Source organism: Flavobacterium sp. MFBS3-15 (assembly GCF_026107645.2).
Taxonomy (GTDB): domain Bacteria; phylum Bacteroidota; class Bacteroidia; order Flavobacteriales; family Flavobacteriaceae; genus Flavobacterium.
This window is the reverse complement of sequence record NZ_JAPCHV010000007.1, coordinates 36,006-53,718: the sequence shown is the minus strand read 5'-3', so window position 1 is coordinate 53,718 and position 17,713 is coordinate 36,006. Positions and strand designations below refer to the sequence as shown.

The window sequence follows — 17,713 nt, the reverse complement described above, 5'->3', positions numbered from 1 at the left end:
TGGGCTTTTTTTTAAACTAATATTCCTATAAGCAAATCGCTTTGCCCCCTAAAGCCCTTCTGGAACAAACCACCTAACCATAACCACCTGTTTTGGCGCTCCTGAGCGGAGTGCCATATGCGGGTCTTTCTTACTTCTGTGCCTTTTCGGCTTCAATCGTTAAATACGCCTTTCCCAGGTAATAGATAATGTCTGATGCCGTAAAGGCCTGCCTGCTCACATCGCATACGCCAATATCGGCAGCAAGCCCGTGCAGGTACACCCCGAAAATGGCCGCATCTGCCGGTGGGTAAGACTGTGCCAGCAACCCCGTAATAATGCCCGTAAGCACATCGCCACTCCCCCCTGTTGCAAGTCCGCTATTGCCTGTAGGGTTAATATACACCACATCGTCAAATGCAATGAGGGTAAACGCATCTTTAGCAACAAGTATGATGTTGTTTTCTTTAGCGAATGCTCTTATCTTCTCCACCTTTTCAAAATCATCCCCCCACGGCCCGATGAGGCGCTCCAGTTCTTTCGGATGGGGGGTAAGGATCGTGTTTTCGGGAAAATGTGCTAGCCATTCCTTGTTATAGGACACTATATTGAGCGCATCGGCATCTATAACCAATGGCGATTGCTGCTTTTTGAGGAGTTCCAACAGTGCCTGCTGCGTTTCCGGATGCTGCCCCATTCCCATGCCCAGCCCAATGGCCTTGGGCTTGAAGTCAAAACTGATGTTGGTGATTTGTTCCTCCCCGTCGGTAAGCGCCATTGCTTCAGGAAATGCGGTTTGCAGTATGTTGTAGCCACATTTGGGAATGTAGGCAGTAACCAGTCCGCATCCCGACCTGAGGGCGGCCTTTGCCGATAGCAATGCTGCTCCCATTTTGCCATAGCTGCCGCCAATGATGAGCGCATGCCCCTGGGTACCTTTATGGGCATGGTGTGGCACAGGCCGGTAACGGCGGTGTGCTTCTGCCTTGTCGGTAAGATGGTAGTGCGTTGCCTCACTGCCAATAAATTCCTTATCCAGGCCGATATCGAGTATTTCTATTTCTTTAATAAACCTGCAGTTGCCTGCAAGGTAAAAAGCGAGTTTTGGAAACTGGAAGGTAAGTACAATGTCCGACTGCACTGCCAGTTCGGTTTTCCTGTCCATGAACATACCCGAAGGCACATCAATAGAAATGACCTTCGCCCCGCTGTTATTGATCTTTTCGATAACCGCGCGTACTTCCTCACCAACTTCACGGTTCAGCCCGATGCCAAATACGGCGTCCAGATAAACAATCTTATGCTTTTTATATTCGTACACCTCATTGGTATTGCAGGCGAGGCCGCATTCTGACAGCTTGTCGAGATTGTCCGAAAAATCAGGTGAAGGAGTGCCGGTGCCTTCAACAATGTCGACCACTGCCTTATAATTATCCTTATGCAGCAATCGCGCCACGACAAGGCCATCGCCGCCGTTATTTCCCTTTCCGCAGAAAATATGAAAAACGGTCTCCTTGTCAGGAAACTTCCTTTTGAGCCACAAAAATACCTCACTGCCTGCCCGTTCCATCAGTTCACCCGAAGTGATGCCCTGCCGGGAAATTGTAGTTTCGTCAGCTTCCCTGATCTTTATTGCATCAAAAATTTTCATATTTTAATGATCGATAGCCATTTATAAAATATTCGCAAAACTGCTGCGCCACATCAGTGCCGCTTCGTAAATTTATTACATTTGCTTCTATATGAAAGCGAACAGCAACAAATATTTAACGTTGGCAACCCCTACTTCAAGGGTTGCAACTGCTGTTACGGCTACAACAACTACCACTACCCCGTTCGGGGTATAATCATTACATATAATCCATTTTGTGGTTATTTCTGAGGAAATGACACAACGCCTCTCGAAAAAAATTTTCGCTTACCAAAAAAAACATCTATGAATATCATCAAATTCGGCGGCACTTCGGTAGCCAATGCCGCAAACATACTACAGTGCATTTCCATCATAAAAAGCAAGAATGACAGCCGCCCGCTCATTGTGGTAGTCTCTGCCCTGGGCGGCGTTACCGACCTGCTGCTTAACGCGGCTGTCGAAGCATCCCAAAAAAATGAAAATTACCGCAGCCTCCTTTCGGAAATAGAAAACCGGCACATGGAGGCCATAAAGGAATTGATACCCGCCACAGGCCAAAGCGGTATACTTAGCCATGCCAAGCGCATCATCAACCACCTGGAAACCCTGCTGGATGGCTGTTTCCTATTGGGTGAGTTATCCGAACGCACCAAAGACCTCATCCTTTCGTTCGGCGAGGTGCTTTCATCCTACATCATTTCAGAAACATTGAAATCCATGGGTGAAAATTGCGAACTGGCAGACAGCCGCGAATTGATAAAGACCAATAATAAGTTTGGGAAAGCTGTAGTAAACTTTGAAATGAGCAACCTTCTCATCCAGCATCATTTCGACAAAAGTAAGGCCGCCATTACCGTACTGCCGGGCTTCATTGCCGAATCGGAAGATGGTCACGTAACCACCCTTGGCCGTGGCGGCAGCGATTATACCGCTGCAATCCTCGCCGCAGCGCTGGATGTGCTTTCGTTGGAAATATGGACTGACGTGAACGGCATATATACCGCTAACCCCAAGCTGGTAAAGCAGGCAGAACCGATACACCATATTAACTTTGAGGAGGCTATGGAACTGTCGCACTTTGGCGCCAAGGTGCTTTACCCGCCCACCATACAGCCGATACTGAGCAAGGACATTACCCTGCACATAAAAAATACATTTGAACCGGATGCCCCCGGAAGCGTCATCCGCAAGAACCCCGGGTCAAAAAGTGATAATCCGATAAAGGGCATCAGCAACATTGACAACATTACACTGGTTACCATCGAAGGGCCCGGCATGGTTGGGGTATCGGGATTCTCGAAAAGATTGTTTGAAGTCATTTCCAAAGAAGGCATCAACGTCATTTTCATCACCCAGGCTTCATCGGAACATTCCATATGCCTGGGTATTGCGGATGCCGAATCGAAAAAAGCCAAAACCGCCATTGATGAGGAGTTCCGTTTTGAAATACAGCAGCAAAAGATCAAGCCTGCCCTGCTGGAGAACGGCCTTTCCATCATAGCCGTTGTCGGGGAAAATATGAAGAACCACCAGGGGCTAAGCGGCAGGATGTTCAGCACGCTGGGCAGGAACAACATCAACATCCGCGCAATAGCACAGGGAGCATCCGAAAGGAACATCTCGGCAGTAATTGACAGCAGGGACGTAAAAAAAGCCCTCAACAGCCTGCATGAGGCCTTTTTTGAGGAAGACATTAAGCAGCTCAACCTGTTCGTGATGGGCGTAGGCAATGTGGGAAGCATATTCCTGGAACAGCTTCGTGCACAAAAAAAATACCTGAAGGACAACCTGAAGATCAATGTGCGGGTCGTGGGACTGGCCAATTCCAAAATGATGCATACCGATGAGGATGGCATCGACCTGAAGGATTGGAAAAGCACTTTGGAGAATACTGCGGCTAATCCGGGCGACTTCATCAGTGAGATAAAAAGGCTCAACCTGCGCAACAGCATTTTTGTAGACAATACCGCCAGCGACGTTGTGGCCGGCACCTATGCCGACTACCTTAAAAACAGTATTGCCGTGGTGACCTGCAACAAAGTGGCCTGCGCATCGGAATATAAAAATTACAAAAATCTGAAGGGCATTTCGCGCAAGTACAGCGCTCCGTTCCTGTATGAAACCAATGTGGGGGCAGGATTGCCAATTATTGATACGCTAAAGAATCTCGTGGCTTCGGGAGACAGGGTACACAAGATACAGGCGGTGCTTTCGGGCAGCCTTAATTTTATTTTCAATAACTTTAATGAAGAGAATTCATTCTATGATGTGGTAAAGCAGGCGCAGTCTGAAGGCTATACCGAACCCGACCCGAAGATCGACCTTAGCGGCATCGACGTGAAACGCAAGCTGGTGATCCTCATTCGCGAAAGCGGTTACGAAATGGAGATCGACGATATAGAGAACCGGTCGTTCCTACCGCAGGAAAGCCTTGATACTACCAGCGTAGACGACTTTTTTGCATCGCTTAAAACACACGCGGCACATTTTAACGACCTTTATAAAAAGGCATCCGCCGAAGGGGCCAGGCTCAAGTTTGTAGCATCGTTTGAAAATGGTAAAGCCAATGTAGGGCTGCATTTCATCCCGCAGGGGCATCCGTTTTACAACCTCGAAGGCAAGGACAACATCGTGCTGTTTTATACCGACCGTTATGCCGACCAGCCATTGCTGATAAAAGGCGCCGGGGCAGGAGCCGCGGTTACGGCCTCAGGGATATTTGCGGACATTATAAGGATAGGCAATCAATAGTATGGAGAACATAAGGATATTCTGCCCGGCAACCATTGCCAATGTTTCGTGCGGGTTCGATGTGCTCGGCCTGTGCCTGGAAAATGTGGGCGATGAGATGACGATTGCCAAGACCGAAGCGCCGGGGATTACCATAAAGGAAATAATCGGTGCCAACCTGCCCCTTGCCCCCGAAAAGAATGTGGCGGGTGTGGCTGCACTGGCCCTGCTTGAACACCTTCAGCCCGACCGGGGCTTTGAAATAAGCATCGACAAGCGCATAAAGGCGGGCAGCGGTATAGGCAGCAGTGCTGCAAGTGCTGCAGGTGCGTTATTTGCCATAAATTATTTGCTGGGCAGCCCGCTTTCGCCAAAAGAACTCGTTCCTTTTGCCATGCAGGGCGAAAAGCTGGCCAGCGGTAGCGCCCATGCCGACAATGTGGCCCCTGCCCTGCTCGGCGGCTTTACGCTGATACGCAGCTATGAGCCGCTGGACATCATAAAAATCGATGCGCCCGAAGAGCTGTATGCCTCCGTGATCCATCCGCAGATAGAGCTCAGGACCATGGATGCGCGTTCTATCCTCAAGAATAACATCCCGTTGAAAAAAGCCATAGTGCAGTGCGGCAACCTTGCAGGTCTCATCAGCGGTTTGTATACGAAAGATTATGGCCTCATCGGCCGCAGCCTCCACGACGAACTGGTAGAGCCAGTACGCTACATCCTTATCCCTAAATTCAACGACATCAAGGCAGCAGCCATGCAGGCCGGGGCGCTGGGTGGCGGCATATCAGGGTCGGGGCCATCGGTGTTTGCCCTGTCGCGCGGGAAGGAAACCGCCCAAAAAGCAGCACAGGCCATGGCCGCTGTACTGGACGGCACCGGCATACCGTATGAACTGCACGTTTCGCCCATTAACCCAACCGGAATAAAAATACTATGAGATATTACAGCTTAAACAACCACGACATAAAGGTATCCTTTAAGGAAGCCGCCATTACCGGGATTGCCAGGGACAAAGGCCTTTACTTCCCCGAAAGCATACCGCAGCTTGACAACGATTTTATTGATAATATAGAAAACTACAGCCCTGCTGAAATTGCCCTGAAAGCCATTTCCCCTTTTGTGGGCGACGAGATTCCGCAGGATGAGTTGAAACGCATTGTAGCCGAAACACTGTCGTTTGACTTCCCTGTAGTAAAAGTCGAAGAAGGTGTCTATTCATTAGAACTCTTCCATGGCCCAACGATGGCCTTTAAAGATGTGGGTGCACGGTTTATGTCGCGCTGCCTTGATTATTTCACCAAAGGCGAAAACAAGAAGATCACGATATTGGTTGCCACATCCGGCGATACAGGCGGCGCTGTGGCAAGCGGCTTTTTGGGTGTGGAAGGCATCGATGTGGTGATCCTCTACCCTTCGGGAAAAGTCAGCCCCGTACAGGAAATGCAGCTTACGGCAATGGGGCAGAACATTACCGCCCTCGAGGTATCGGGTACGTTTGACGACTGCCAGGATATGGTAAAGCAGGCTTTCCTTGATGAAGAATTGATGGATGTACGGCTTACCTCGGCCAACTCCATCAATATTGCGCGCTGGCTGCCACAGATGTTCTACTACTTTTTGGCTTATAAGGAACTGAAAGCACTTGGCAAACCATTGGCCATATCGGTGCCAAGCGGGAATTTCGGGAACATTTGCGCGGGGATGATGGCAAAGAAAATTGGCTTGCCGATAGCGCATTTCATCGCCTCCACCAATGCCAACGACACCGTGCCACGCTTCATGAAAACACAGCAGTACAAGCCGGAAGCCACTGTTGAAACCATCTCCAACGCGATGGATGTAAGCAACCCGAGCAACTTTGTGCGCATACTGGAACTTTTCGGCGAAAGCCTTACAGCCGAGCTTACCTCTTACGGCTTTACCGATGCGGAGACACTGCAGACCATAAAAAAACTGTACACGGAGAATGGCTACCTTGCCGACCCACACGGTGCTGTGGGCTACCTCGGCCTGAAAAAATTCCTGGCTGAAAATCCCGGCCATGCAGGCGTGTTTTTAGAAACGGCACACCCGGTGAAATTTCCGGACAGCATTGAGAAGACTTTGGGTATCGGCATACCGCTGCCCGAACAGATAAAAAGTGTAATGGAGGGCAATAAAAAGTCGGTTGAAATTAGCAGCTATGGGGAATTAAAAGACTTTTTAAAAGAGAAGCATCAGCCGAAATAACCGATTGATGCTTTAAGTTTCTTTTAACAAATAGTTTTTTTGGTTATGTTTGCCTGCAAAACACTCATCATGAAAAGACTGCTGTCCCTAAGCTTTTTATTATTCTGCATTGCTGTTTCGGCACAACAGCAGCGGTATGAGAATAAGGATTACGGATTTGCCATGGACGAGCCGGACGGCTGGCTATGGGCCAACAATGACGACCTGAAGCAAAACCTGGGCAAGCTTGACCTTGACAATGCAAAACTGCTAAAGATCATACAGGACCACAAGGGATCGCTCCTGCTGATGTCGTTTTACAAATACGACCCTATGACCAAAGCCGGCCTCATTCCCGCCGTGCAGGTTAATGTGAGGGAAATGCGCAATAAGGATTTCAGCGTTTTTAAATCCTACATTGTTAAAAGCGCCAACCACTTCAAGGATCTTTACCCTGACTATGAGTTCATCGATGAGCCGCAGGAAGTAAAAGTAAACCGTATAAAAAGCATTTACTTCAGCGGAAAGTTTACCATGAAGACCCAGATGGGCGAAACTTTCCGTGTACGCAGCCGGACGTACGTGATCCCGCATGGCGACTTTTATTTCCAGATCGTAATGACCGACGGCGTGTTTACCGAAGACTGCTCAAAGCTGTTTGAAGAACTGATTGAGAGCATTAAGATTAAGAAGTAGAATGTTGGAAATAGGATTTTTAGATAGCAGATTGTGCCATAAAATCTAATAGTCTAAAAATCTAATCTCTAAAACTTTAAAGAATTACTTCTCCCCCAGCAACCCTTCCAGCCTTCTCTTATCGCTTTCCGGCAAATACGGCAGCAAGCTTTCGAACTGCGCCCTTAATACATCTTTCTTAAGCATTTTACGGATATTGTCCTTGGCGAACTTTACGAACTGCCATTTGTGGTGACCGGCTGCGTTGACAAGGTTTTGCAGCATTACAGCATCAAATTTCCCGATGTAAAGCAGGTTCGCGAGGGCATTCTGGCGTACGGTGCTTTCATATTTTGGTGAGGAATACTCCAAAAGCTCTGCATACATTTTCTCCTTTTCGGCTTCGCGGTAGCCAGTTGCCTTGTAGGCCAGAGTGAGCCAGAGTATGCGCAGGTTCTTATCGTTGAAGCCTATCCATCCATCGGCCTTGTCGAGGAATTCCGGCTGCCTTTCGGGGAATTTGCTGCACAGCACATTCAGTGCAATCTCCTTTGTGATGTAGGAGTTGTCATCCATCAAGGTAATGTACTCGTTGACGAACGACGGCGGCATGGTCGTTACCGTGCGCGCCACGGCCTGCCGCAGCCTGATGTCGCCGCTTTGCATGGCATACCGGATGAGTTCTGCCTTTTCCTCAAAAGGCACATCAGCAGTTTGGAACAGCACTTCTTCCTTTACAGGGTAGAACTGGTCCGATTGCAATATCTGCAAGTAAATGGGCTTCTTTTCGGCAAAGCGCTTGTCGGCCAGGTCGCCCAGCTTCAGGTAGAGCTGCATGAACTGGTTTTTGCTTAGTATCTCCAATGCTTCCTGTACTTCGAACCCTCCTTTTTCGAGCCAGCGCCTGCGGAAGCTGTTGGTATCATAGTTGGAAACCTTATTGATCTCTGCGAAGAAATCATCGGTATCCACGTTTTTAAAGGCATGCTTTTCGAGGTACGCTTTCACGGCTGTGCGGAAAGCTTCCTCACCCACGCCGTTGCGCAACACATGCAGTGCCCACGCCCCTTTCTGGTAAAAGGTAAGGGTACTTGCCTTTTCGTTCATCACAGGGATGGTATCGTTCTTTGCCGCCTGCTGTAGGCGCTCGGCCATTTGGTACAGTTCGTAGTTAAAGTGGTCGTCGCCATACAGCTCTTTTTCGCACAGCAGGGCATAGTAAGTGGCAAAACCCTCCTGCAGCCAGTGGTGTGTGCTGCTTTCGGCGGTAATGAGGTCGCCGAACCACTGGTGCGCCAGCTCGTGGGCATTAACGTTGATGTAGGTGCGGTCGTTAAACCCGGTCTCGTCGACCACAAAGTCCTGTGCGAAAATAGTGGACGTAGTATTCTCCATACCCGCGTACAGGAAGTCGAGCACTGGCACCTGGCGGTAGATGCCCCACGGGTACTTTACGCCGATCTCTCTTTCCAGGAAATCGAACATCCGCTTACTATCGCGGTAGGTAGGGCCAAGCTTGTCCTTGTCCTCCGGGCGGAGGTAATATTCGAGCGGCGTACCGGATGCAGAGATTTCTGAATGCTTGTCAAATTTGCCGATAGCGAGCATGACGAGGTAGCTGCTCATGGGTTTGTCCATTTCATAATACCAGGCAGTATCAGGCTCCAGCAGTGCCTTTTTCTTTAATGTTCCATTGGAAATGACTGTAAAATCCGGGTTGAATACTGCTGATATATTAAAAATTATTTTTTCATTCACGTCATCAAAGCTGGGCAGCCAATGGCTGGTGTATTTGCCCTGCCCCTGCGTCCATATCTGCATGTCCGGATGGACTTTCATTTGGGGCTGCCCTACTGCGTCAAGCTCAGTAGATGGCGGGTATATTTCCCCTACAAAATACAGTGTCTGCTTCGGCTGTGCCTCGTAGCGGAACTCTAACGTGTTTTTTCCTTTCTTGAACCCTTTATATAGCTTTAAGGCATTCGCCGAGGCTATCCATCCCGTTTTCTTTTTGCCATTGACCTTTACGTCGGTAAACTTCATATTCCGCGCGTCGATGTAGATGGTATCTACCTTCTTGTCAAGCACTTCAAATGTATAGACCATTTTGCCCATGACCTTTTTATTCGGCACATCAAAGGACAGGTAGGCATTGGCCGTTTTAAAGTCAACCTTTTTGGTTTGCTGTCCAAAGACGATGGTAGAAAGAAACAGGAAAAACAAATATCTCATGTATGCGGTGTTTGCACAAAACTAAGCATTTGCCCTGATTTTATTTTCAGAAAGTAACGTTAAATAGGGTTCTCAAAGATGTAAGATTTTTTACTTTTATGTAATCCAAACCGGGAGGCGTTGCAGTACATCGTTTTTTACACGAAAACATTGGCAAAGAACGTAAATACAGTTCCTTACGACTCCCCTCTCCTTTGGAGAGGGGCCGGGGGGTGAGGTCTGCGTGAGCGATCGCAGCGGCATCCTGCGTACCCGCCGGGGCGGGGTGAGCAGATATAGCGGAGAGCGCGACGGCGGAGGCACGAAGCCGGCACGCCAAAAAAAACAGAACCATGAAGCACATTTTCAAAAAATCCTGCTTACTCATTATTCTGCTCTTTGCGGTTACTGCCCATGCGCAACTAATTCCGGGTACGGGCAAAGCCGAAGAAGCGGCAGCCGAAACGCCCAGGGATTCACTGGGAAGAAGGTCTCCGCGCGGTACTGTGGAAGGGTTTATAACAGCCATAGGGGAATCGGATTACGTGCGTGCCAGCCACTACCTTGAGCTTAATAAAAGGGCTTACCGGAAAGAAGCGGAACGCATACGCATAGTAACCATTTTCCAGCGGCTGCTGGACCAGAGCGGTGACATACAGGCCTATGGCTTCATCAGCAATAAAGAAACAGGGCGCACCGACGAGGAAAAGCTTGCCGAGGGCACCGACCTGGTAGGAAACATAACTGCCGCCGGCGAGACCATTGACCTACTGGTAAAAAATACGGCAAAAGCGGGAGACCCTGCGGTATGGCTATTCTCTGCCGAAACGGTCGAGGATGTACTCGCTATAAATGTCGATACCGACCTGCTGATAGACAAAATCCTTCCTGACGTGCTTAAGGAACAGCGCCTGGGCGGCGTTCCCGTTGGCCACTGGCTCGCCCTTGTCGTGCTGATCATGCTGTCTTACCTCGCCGCATGGGCTGTAACTTCCATCATAACCCTGGTGATAAATTTCGTATGGAAAAAAGCGCGTGAGGAAAAAACCGATTTGGTCATCAGGGCTTTTGAGCTGCCTTTCCGGCTTTACCTTACGGTGTGGATATTTGTATCGGTGTCGCAACAGGTGGGCATTTCCATCATTGTGAGGCAGCGGTTCAGCGTCATCAGCGTTACCGTGGGCATTGTCGCCATACTGATGCTGCTGTGGCGCATCGCCGACCTCGTGAGCATCTACACCAAAAACCGTATGACGGCCCGCAAGCGCATTTCGACCATATCGGTCATCATGTTCCTGCGCCGTACCGCAAAGGTAGCGATAGTGGTTTTTGGCATCATTGCGGTACTGGGTGCACTGGGAGTTGATGTGACTGCAGCGGTTGCAGCACTTGGTATTGGTGGTATTGCGCTGGCATTGGGTGCGCAAAAAACGATGGAGAATTTTGTGGGCAGTGTGACCCTTATCGCCGACCAGCCCATACGCGTAGGCGATTTTTGCCGTATAGGCGACATTTCTGGCACAGTAGAATCGATTGGGATGCGCAGCACAAAGCTGCGCACAGCAGCACGCACTATTGTAACCATTCCGAACGGTGATTTTTCGTCGGACAAGATTGAGAACCTCGCTTTTCGCGACCGGTTCCTTTTTAACCCAAGCTTTTACTTCCGGATGGAAACCACTCCCGACCAGATGCGCTACCTGCTGGTAGAACTGCGGGCGGTGCTGTATGCCCACCCCAAAGTGCTGGACACACCACCTGTTGTACGGTTTACGGGCATAACATCCAGTTCGCTAAAGGTGGATGTGATATCTTATGTAGAGGCTCCCAACTGGGATACGGCACAGGAAATCCACGAAGACCTGCTGCTGCGTATGATGGATGTGGTCATAAGCAGCGGCACTTATTTTGCAATGCCTACGCAAATGGCCTATACGCCAAATGACCTATATGACTTCGACAAAGCCAATGCCGCCTCCGAAACCGTACAAAACTGGCGCGATAAAGGCGAAATGCAGCTGCCGAAATTTGACCCTGCGCAGGTAGAGAAACTGAAGGGAACTATAAAATACCCGCCGGAGGGCAGTGTGGTGAAGGAGGAACAGCCTGAAGCCCCGCACAGCGCTAATAGGAAGCTTAAATAAATTTTCCCTATCTTCGGTCATACCAAACAAACATTTATTATGACCAAACCATTTCAACGAGCACTGTCGCTTAGCGCACTGCTCCTTTTGCTTTCCTGCATCAAAAAGGAGGAGCAGATACAAACTGAAGAAAAATCCGAGGCTAAAAAGGAGAACGTCGTGTTCTTCGATGACTTTTCGGGTACGTCAATAGATACAGCCAACTGGACACCGCGCACCGATGTGTTCGTGAACAACGAGCAGCAGGCCTACGCCGATTCGACCGCCACACTGTATCTTGACAAGAACGTTGCGGGTGCCGAAAATGGCGCACTGGTGATACAGGCGCATTACAGTCAGGGCTACCTGGCGGAGAACGGCAAAAAATTCGACTTCATTTCGGGGCGGATGGATTCGAGGGGCAAAAAGGAATTTACCTACGGCACCATGGCCGCGCGCATGAAGATGCCTCCCGGAAGCGGCTACTGGCCAGCCTTTTGGGCGCTGGGCGCGCAGGGCAACTGGCCGGAATGCGGCGAGATCGACATCATGGAATACGTAGGCGAACCCGACTGGGTGGGCTGCGCGCTGCACGGGCCCGGCTACTATGGCGATACGCACCTGGTGAATAAAGTGTACTTAGACGGTACGGATGTAACCGACTGGCATATCTACTCGGTGGACTGGACAAAGGATACCTTGCTGTTTAAGGTAGACGGCAAGCTCTTTTACCGCGTTACCAAACCAGTCGTAGACAACTACGGGCCGTGGGTGTTCGACAAGCCGCACTTCCTGATACTGAACTTTGCACTGGGCGGTGCCTATCCTGCCAAGATCAACGGTGTAAAAACCCCTTATAACGGCCTGCCTCAAAGCACGGTGGATGACATTAAAAAAGGGAATGCCAAGGTGTATGTGGATTGGGTGAAGGTGTCGGAGTAGATTGTTCGAATTTTAAATGGCGTGGCCGGCTACATTTTCCTTTTCAGGAAATAGCCCCTGACATCGGCATGCTTATCGTAAGGCCTGTTCACAAGCTGTCCCTGTGCATTATGAACAGCAACAAAAAGGTCGAAAGTTTCTGTAATCATACTATAATTTTTAGAGAGCGCCATACGATACATCCTTAATTTTACAGGATTGCTGCTGCCAAATAAAACATATGCCTCAGGGTGGCACTGTGTAAAAGCGACTACTGAACGGAATACAGTAGCCAGCACAGTAGCAATATCCGAATTGCCCGTTGGCGACATATCGTCTATTTCAGTTTCTCCCGTTCGATCGTTAATGGAAATGATACTGCCATAGCCAAGGTTATATACAGCATTATTTAAAGTAGCCGAATATTTTATCGCCATGGTGACAGGCCCGTTTTTACCCCTGCTCACAAACCCGAAGAAGGTAAAGTCGGCATTGGCTGAAAGTTCGTATCCCTGATATTCCATTAGCAATGATACAATTTTATTACCCGCAGTCAATAATTTTACAATACGATTTTCAATTTATATATACTTTTCCAAAAACTCAAAATCCTCATACTTAACCGCAACGGGTTCCATCCGCACCACCTGGAAATCATAGCCGGCATCGGCAACAACGGGCAGGTAGTTGTCGGCCTGCTCTTCGTAGGCGATGGCCCAGGCATCCTCTTCCGTATAGATCTCGTCGGATTCAATGGCCAGTACATTTTTGTATTTGGCAACGGCCTGCATCTCGGTTTCGGGAACGAGCGGCGTGTCGGCCAGCATGAGCACTTTTGCGGTATGTGTGGCGATAGCCTGCCTCATGGCGGCCCGGAACTTATCGGAATTTTCGGGAAGCGCCAGTTCGCGGCCACCCGGTATGAGAAACAGCGTAGTTTTTAAAGTCTCCATTGCATATATCCTTTGTCCCGCGAAATTACGGCAAGCCGCGCCAATAGCGAAAAGGATTAACATTGCGTTGGGGATTGTTTTCCAGTTCGGGGTTTCGGGTTCAGCGTTCCGGGTTGCCAATTGGGAGTGGAGATTGCAGGTAAAGAGATAGTTTCCCAGATAGCCCCGATAGAGCCGGTATCCTGCGGAGGCAAGAAGCAGATAAAGCGATACCCCGCTATGGCGGGACAGGACTGGAACGACGAAGGCAAAGATGCCCAAGTCTTTCGCTACTTATAAAAAATGCTTATCTTCGTTTCTTGCAAAATCAAGACTTAAGTAGCTCAGCTGGATAGAGCACCTGCCTTCTAAGCAGGCGGTCAGATCACCTAACTCATAATCAGGTGTCCCTTTTCCGCATCTGACTGTTAATCAGAGGGTCTAAAAAAATAATTCTTAGCAGGCTATAATTTCATAAATGCGAAGGTTACAGGTTCGAATCCAGTCGAGGTCACTAATTATACATGAACAAACTGCTCGAAACTCCCATAGAATACCTCAAGGGTGTAGGCCCGGCGCGCGGCGACCTTCTGCGCAAGGAGCTCGGCATCCATAAATATGGCGACCTGCTGCACCTGTTCCCCAACCGCTATATCGACCGTACGCGCTACTACAAGATCAGCGAGTTGCTCAACAACAATGCCGAGGTACAGGTGGTGGGTAAGATCCTGAACCTGAAGACCGTCGGCGAAAAGAAGGCGCGGCTTGTGGCGACATTTTCCGACGGGACCGGCGAAATGGAACTCGTGTGGTTCCAGGGGCAGAAATGGATCCGGGAGAACATCAAGATCAATGTGCCCTATGTGGTGTTTGGCAAGGCAACGGCTTTCAACGGGATGTTCAACATGGCGCACCCCGAAATGGAATTGCTGAGCGAACACGAGCAGAGTCTTCGTTCGGCCATGCAGCCCATATACCCCAGCACCGAAAAGCTTTCGCAAAAGGGCATTACCAACAAGGTGGTGAACAAGATCATGCAGCAGCTGTTCTATGAAACGCAGGCAAAGTTCAGCGATGTGCTGCCGCCCTCGATCATCAGCGAATTGCAGCTGATACCGAAGAACGCCGCGCTGTTCAACATCCACTTCCCGAAAAGCCCCGAGCTGCTGGCACGGGCACAGTTCCGCCTGAAATTCGAGGAGCTGTTCTTCATCCAGCTGCAGCTCATTACCAAGAACCTCATCCGTAAGCACAAGATAAAAGGCCACGTTTTTGATAAGGTCGGGACACTGTTCAACGACTTTTACGAAAACCACCTGCCGTTTGCCCTGACCGGTGCCCAAAAGCGCGTTATCAAGGAGATTCGGCACGACATGGGCCAGCCCGCCCAGATGAACCGCCTTCTTCAGGGCGACGTGGGTTCGGGGAAAACCATTGTGGCGCTGATGAGCATGCTGCTGGCACTGGACAACGGTTTCCAGGCCTGCCTCATGGCCCCGACCGAGATACTCGCCAACCAGCACTTTATCGGTCTTAGCGAACTGGCACAGCCTTTGGGCATCAACATTAAAATACTTACCGGGTCGACCAAAACAGCCGACCGCAGGATCATCCACGAAGAACTGGAGAGCGGCGCACTGCACATCATCATCGGTACGCACGCGCTGCTGGAAGACAAAGTACAGTTCAAAAACCTCGGCCTTGCCGTTATCGACGAACAGCACCGCTTTGGCGTGGAGCAGCGCAGCAAGCTGTGGCGCAAGAACGACATACCGCCACACGTACTGGTAATGACGGCCACCCCCATTCCGCGCACGCTGGCCATGAGCCTGTATGGGGACCTGGACATCTCAGTCATTGACGAGCTGCCACCGGGCCGTAAGCCGATACAAACCGTACACCGCTACGACAGCAACCGCCTGAAGGTTTGGAAATTCCTAAAAGATGAGATTGCCAAAGGCCGTCAGGTCTATATCGTTTACCCGCTAATACAGGAAAGCGAAACGATGGACTACAAAGACCTGATGGACGGCTACGAGAGCATTTCGCGCGATTTCCCGCTGCCGCACTATTCGGTGAGCATTGTACACGGCAAGATGAAGCCTTCAGAAAAAGACAGCGAAATGGCCCGCTTTGCGGCCGGAAAAACCAACATCATGGTAGCAACTACGGTGATTGAGGTGGGTGTAAACGTACCCAACGCCAGCGTGATGGTCATAGAAAGCGCCGAGCGTTTCGGGCTGTCACAGCTCCACCAGCTGCGGGGGCGCGTGGGCCGTGGCGCCGACCAGAGCTACTGCATCATGATGACCGGCCAAAAACTAAGCAACGATAGCAAAACCCGTCTCGAGACCATGTGCCGCACCAACGACGGATTTGAGATTGCCGAAGTCGACCTCAAGCTGCGCGGCCCCGGCGACATCATGGGGACACAGCAAAGCGGGGTTCTCAACCTGCAGATTGCCGACATCGTTAAAGACAAAGAAATACTCCAACTAGCACGCCACCACGCCATTCGGCTGCTTCAGGACGATGCCCCGCTCAACAAACCGGAACACGCCGCACTGAGGCACGCGTTCATCGAAATGGGGAAAAAGAAGAATATCTGGAATTATATTTCTTAGTTGACGGTTGACGGTTGACGGCTGCTTACTCATGCCTGATAGTCCACACCACGGCCATAAGAATGTAAACTCTGAAAATATTCAGCAGGAGTAAGCACGCCCCGTCACCCTCCCCTTGGGGGAGGGCCGGGGAGGGGACTACGCGGCTGAGTGAAAATCATCTTTGGGGTTAGTAGACTAACTGAAAACAAAATCATTACAGTATTAGCTGTAATTCTTCAATTATCGCACTTTAAATCCTGTTATATTGCACTCAAACCAGTTATTCCGTTAATTAACGGGCAGTTAACTTTTGTCGAATTGATGGCTTCGTAATTTTAGTAAAATTAAAATTATTACAATTATGAGCACATTTCAGGGAAAAACAATAGTTATAACAGGAGCCGCCATGGGACTTGGCCTTGCAACCGCAAAGGTAGTGGCCGAACGCGGCGCGAACCTTACACTTGTAGATTACAATGAGGATGCTTTGAGCAAAGCCAAAGAAGAACTGGCCGGCATTGCCCCAAATGCGAAAATCCTGACCATAACAGCCGACGTATCCAATGAAGATGCCGTGAAAAACTATGTAGACAAGACGATTTCGGAATTCGGAAAAATAGATGGCTTTTACAATAACGCAGGTATCGAAGGCAAGCAGGCACCCATCACGGAATATGACATTGAAGTATTTAAAAAGGTGATCGACATCAACCTTATGGGGGTATATTACGGCCTGAGGTATGTAATACCGGCCATGCAGAAGAACGGTGGGGGAAAGATCGTAAATGTAGCCTCTGTGGGCGGCATACGCGGGGTTGTCAACCAGATGCCCTATGTCGCCAGCAAGCATGCCGTATCGGGAATGACTAAGAATGCCGCCATTGAATATGGCAAGGATAATATCTTTACCAATGCCATAGCCCCGGGTGCGATACTTACACCCATGGTAGCAGGAGCCTTTAAGCAGGTAAACCCTGACGATCCTGCCGCAGCCGAAAAAGAATATGCACAGCGCAACCCAACGCGCAGGCTGGGCAAGCCGGAAGAAGTGGGCAAGCTTGTGGCCTTTCTGCTGAGTGACGACTGCCAGTATGTAAACGGGCAAACCATTGCCATAGATGGCGGGGAATCCAACCTCTACGGGAATTCGTAAAAAGTTGTCGGTTGATGGTTGACGGTTGCTTATGTATGGCGAAAAAACCTCGTGCTCTGACTCGCGGCCCATTCTTTGCTTAGGGACGGATCAACATAACTCCCAATAAGTGCCAACCGGCAACCAATAACCGTTTTATTGTCGTACCTTACATGACTAAAACCACATGTAATGACAAAAACTGAAAAGAAGGAGCAGCTGAAGGGGATGATAAAAGAGTTTTTGGAAGCGAAAGACCTGATGAGCCTCACGCGCCTGCGCAACCTCATTTATATAGAAATCATACAGCTTCCTATGTCATCGAATGACAGAAGCACCGTGGAGGATGCCATGTATATGTGGAACTATAACAGCGACCGCTATATCTCGAATACCAAGAACCCCACCATAAAGGCTACGCTGATGGCCGACTTTGATGCCATCCTGAATACGATAGATACTTCGCTGCTGAAGAATTAGGCAGCCTACAGCAAAGTAAATTACTATAAAATATGTGACCCCGGCGAAATATTTAGCCGGGGTTTGTTTTTATTGAC

14 protein-coding genes are annotated in these 17,713 nt (G+C 49.6%); 10 read left to right on the top strand and 4 right to left on the bottom strand.

Annotated elements, in window-relative coordinates; genetic code table 11:
- Nucleotides 1-130 precede the first annotated feature (130 nt).
- Nucleotides 131-1,630 (bottom strand): NAD(P)H-hydrate dehydratase, encoded by a 1,500-nt coding sequence (locus OGH69_RS07460; RefSeq protein WP_265173831.1) that lies wholly within the window; start codon nt 1,628-1,630, stop codon nt 131-133.
- Nucleotides 1,631-1,915: 285 nt separating this feature from the next.
- Here OGH69_RS07460 and thrA point away from each other — a divergent pair, with 285 nt between their 5' ends.
- The 4 genes from thrA to OGH69_RS07440 all read left to right on the top strand — a co-directional run bounded on the left by thrA (nt 1,916) and on the right by OGH69_RS07440 (nt 7,252).
- On the top strand, nt 1,916-4,363 hold the full coding sequence (gene thrA / locus OGH69_RS07455) for a bifunctional aspartate kinase/homoserine dehydrogenase I (RefSeq protein WP_265173830.1): 2,448 nt from the start codon (nt 1,916-1,918) through the stop codon (nt 4,361-4,363).
- A 1-nt stretch (nt 4,364) separates the two neighbouring features.
- Nucleotides 4,365-5,285 (top strand): homoserine kinase, encoded by a 921-nt coding sequence (locus OGH69_RS07450; protein ID WP_265173829.1) that lies wholly within the window; start codon nt 4,365-4,367, stop codon nt 5,283-5,285.
- Nucleotides 5,282-6,577 (top strand): threonine synthase, encoded by a 1,296-nt coding sequence (gene thrC, locus OGH69_RS07445; RefSeq protein WP_265173828.1) that lies wholly within the window; start codon nt 5,282-5,284, stop codon nt 6,575-6,577. Before OGH69_RS07450 ends, thrC begins: the two co-directional genes overlap by 4 nt.
- 69 nt (nt 6,578-6,646) lie before the next feature.
- Nucleotides 6,647-7,252: a hypothetical protein gene (locus OGH69_RS07440; protein WP_265173827.1), complete on the top strand. Its 606-nt coding sequence runs from the start codon at nt 6,647-6,649 to the stop codon at nt 7,250-7,252.
- Nucleotides 7,253-7,336: 84 nt separating this feature from the next.
- On the opposite strand, the gene OGH69_RS07435 is transcribed toward OGH69_RS07440, so the two are convergent.
- Nucleotides 7,337-9,463: a M1 family metallopeptidase gene (locus tag OGH69_RS07435; RefSeq protein WP_265173826.1), complete on the bottom strand. Its 2,127-nt coding sequence runs from the start codon at nt 9,461-9,463 to the stop codon at nt 7,337-7,339.
- Nucleotides 9,464-9,795: 332 nt separating this feature from the next.
- Here OGH69_RS07435 and OGH69_RS07430 point away from each other — a divergent pair, with 332 nt between their 5' ends.
- A complete protein-coding gene (locus OGH69_RS07430; protein WP_265173825.1) occupies nt 9,796-11,586 on the top strand; it encodes a mechanosensitive ion channel family protein in 1,791 nt (596 codons plus the stop codon).
- Between the two features lie 39 nt (nt 11,587-11,625).
- Nucleotides 11,626-12,507 carry a glycoside hydrolase family 16 protein gene (locus OGH69_RS07425; protein ID WP_265173824.1) on the top strand — a complete coding sequence of 294 codons (882 nt, stop codon included), beginning with the start codon at nt 11,626-11,628 and terminating at the stop codon, nt 12,505-12,507.
- 29 nt (nt 12,508-12,536) lie between these two features.
- On the opposite strand, the gene OGH69_RS07420 is transcribed toward OGH69_RS07425, so the two are convergent.
- Both OGH69_RS07420 and OGH69_RS07415 read right to left on the bottom strand, forming a co-directional pair.
- Nucleotides 12,537-13,010, bottom strand: a complete 474-nt coding sequence (locus OGH69_RS07420) for a DUF6934 family protein (RefSeq protein ID WP_265173823.1) — start codon at nt 13,008-13,010, stop codon at nt 12,537-12,539.
- Between the two features lie 57 nt (nt 13,011-13,067).
- On the bottom strand, nt 13,068-13,502 hold the full coding sequence (locus OGH69_RS07415; RefSeq protein WP_265173822.1) for a hypothetical protein: 435 nt from the start codon (nt 13,500-13,502) through the stop codon (nt 13,068-13,070).
- 63 nt (nt 13,503-13,565) lie between these two features.
- Here OGH69_RS07415 and OGH69_RS07410 point away from each other — a divergent pair, with 63 nt between their 5' ends.
- The 4 genes from OGH69_RS07410 to OGH69_RS07395 all read left to right on the top strand — a co-directional run bounded on the left by OGH69_RS07410 (nt 13,566) and on the right by OGH69_RS07395 (nt 17,636).
- On the top strand, nt 13,566-13,718 hold the full coding sequence (locus tag OGH69_RS07410; RefSeq protein WP_265173821.1) for a hypothetical protein: 153 nt from the start codon (nt 13,566-13,568) through the stop codon (nt 13,716-13,718).
- Nucleotides 13,719-13,942: 224 nt separating this feature from the next.
- Nucleotides 13,943-16,042, top strand: coding sequence for an ATP-dependent DNA helicase RecG (gene recG, locus OGH69_RS07405; RefSeq protein ID WP_265173820.1), 2,100 nt, complete (start codon nt 13,943-13,945; stop codon nt 16,040-16,042).
- Nucleotides 16,043-16,385: 343 nt separating this feature from the next.
- Nucleotides 16,386-17,177, top strand: coding sequence for a glucose 1-dehydrogenase (locus OGH69_RS07400; protein WP_265173819.1), 792 nt, complete (start codon nt 16,386-16,388; stop codon nt 17,175-17,177).
- A 171-nt stretch (nt 17,178-17,348) separates the two neighbouring features.
- Entirely contained in the window at nt 17,349-17,636 is a 288-nt protein-coding gene (locus OGH69_RS07395; protein ID WP_265173818.1) for a hypothetical protein, read from the top strand.
- Nucleotides 17,637-17,713 lie beyond the last annotated feature (77 nt).

Coding starts and splice junctions, on each gene's coding strand:
- OGH69_RS07430 (WP_265173825.1), top strand. CDS start 9,796: ATGAAGCACATTTTCAAAAAATCCTGCTTACTCATTATTCTGCTCTTT.
- recG (WP_265173820.1), top strand. CDS start 13,943: ATGAACAAACTGCTCGAAACTCCCATAGAATACCTCAAGGGTGTAGGC.
- OGH69_RS07440 (WP_265173827.1), top strand. CDS start 6,647: ATGAAAAGACTGCTGTCCCTAAGCTTTTTATTATTCTGCATTGCTGTT.
- thrC (WP_265173828.1), top strand. CDS start 5,282: ATGAGATATTACAGCTTAAACAACCACGACATAAAGGTATCCTTTAAG.
- OGH69_RS07460 (WP_265173831.1), bottom strand. CDS start 1,630: ATGAAAATTTTTGATGCAATAAAGATCAGGGAAGCTGACGAAACTACA.
- OGH69_RS07435 (WP_265173826.1), bottom strand. CDS start 9,463: ATGAGATATTTGTTTTTCCTGTTTCTTTCTACCATCGTCTTTGGACAG.
- thrA (WP_265173830.1), top strand. CDS start 1,916: ATGAATATCATCAAATTCGGCGGCACTTCGGTAGCCAATGCCGCAAAC.
- OGH69_RS07420 (WP_265173823.1), bottom strand. CDS start 13,010: ATGGAATATCAGGGATACGAACTTTCAGCCAATGCCGACTTTACCTTC.
- OGH69_RS07395 (WP_265173818.1), top strand. CDS start 17,349: ATGACAAAAACTGAAAAGAAGGAGCAGCTGAAGGGGATGATAAAAGAG.
- OGH69_RS07415 (WP_265173822.1), bottom strand. CDS start 13,502: ATGTTAATCCTTTTCGCTATTGGCGCGGCTTGCCGTAATTTCGCGGGA.
- OGH69_RS07450 (WP_265173829.1), top strand. CDS start 4,365: ATGGAGAACATAAGGATATTCTGCCCGGCAACCATTGCCAATGTTTCG.
- OGH69_RS07400 (WP_265173819.1), top strand. CDS start 16,386: ATGAGCACATTTCAGGGAAAAACAATAGTTATAACAGGAGCCGCCATG.
- OGH69_RS07425 (WP_265173824.1), top strand. CDS start 11,626: ATGACCAAACCATTTCAACGAGCACTGTCGCTTAGCGCACTGCTCCTT.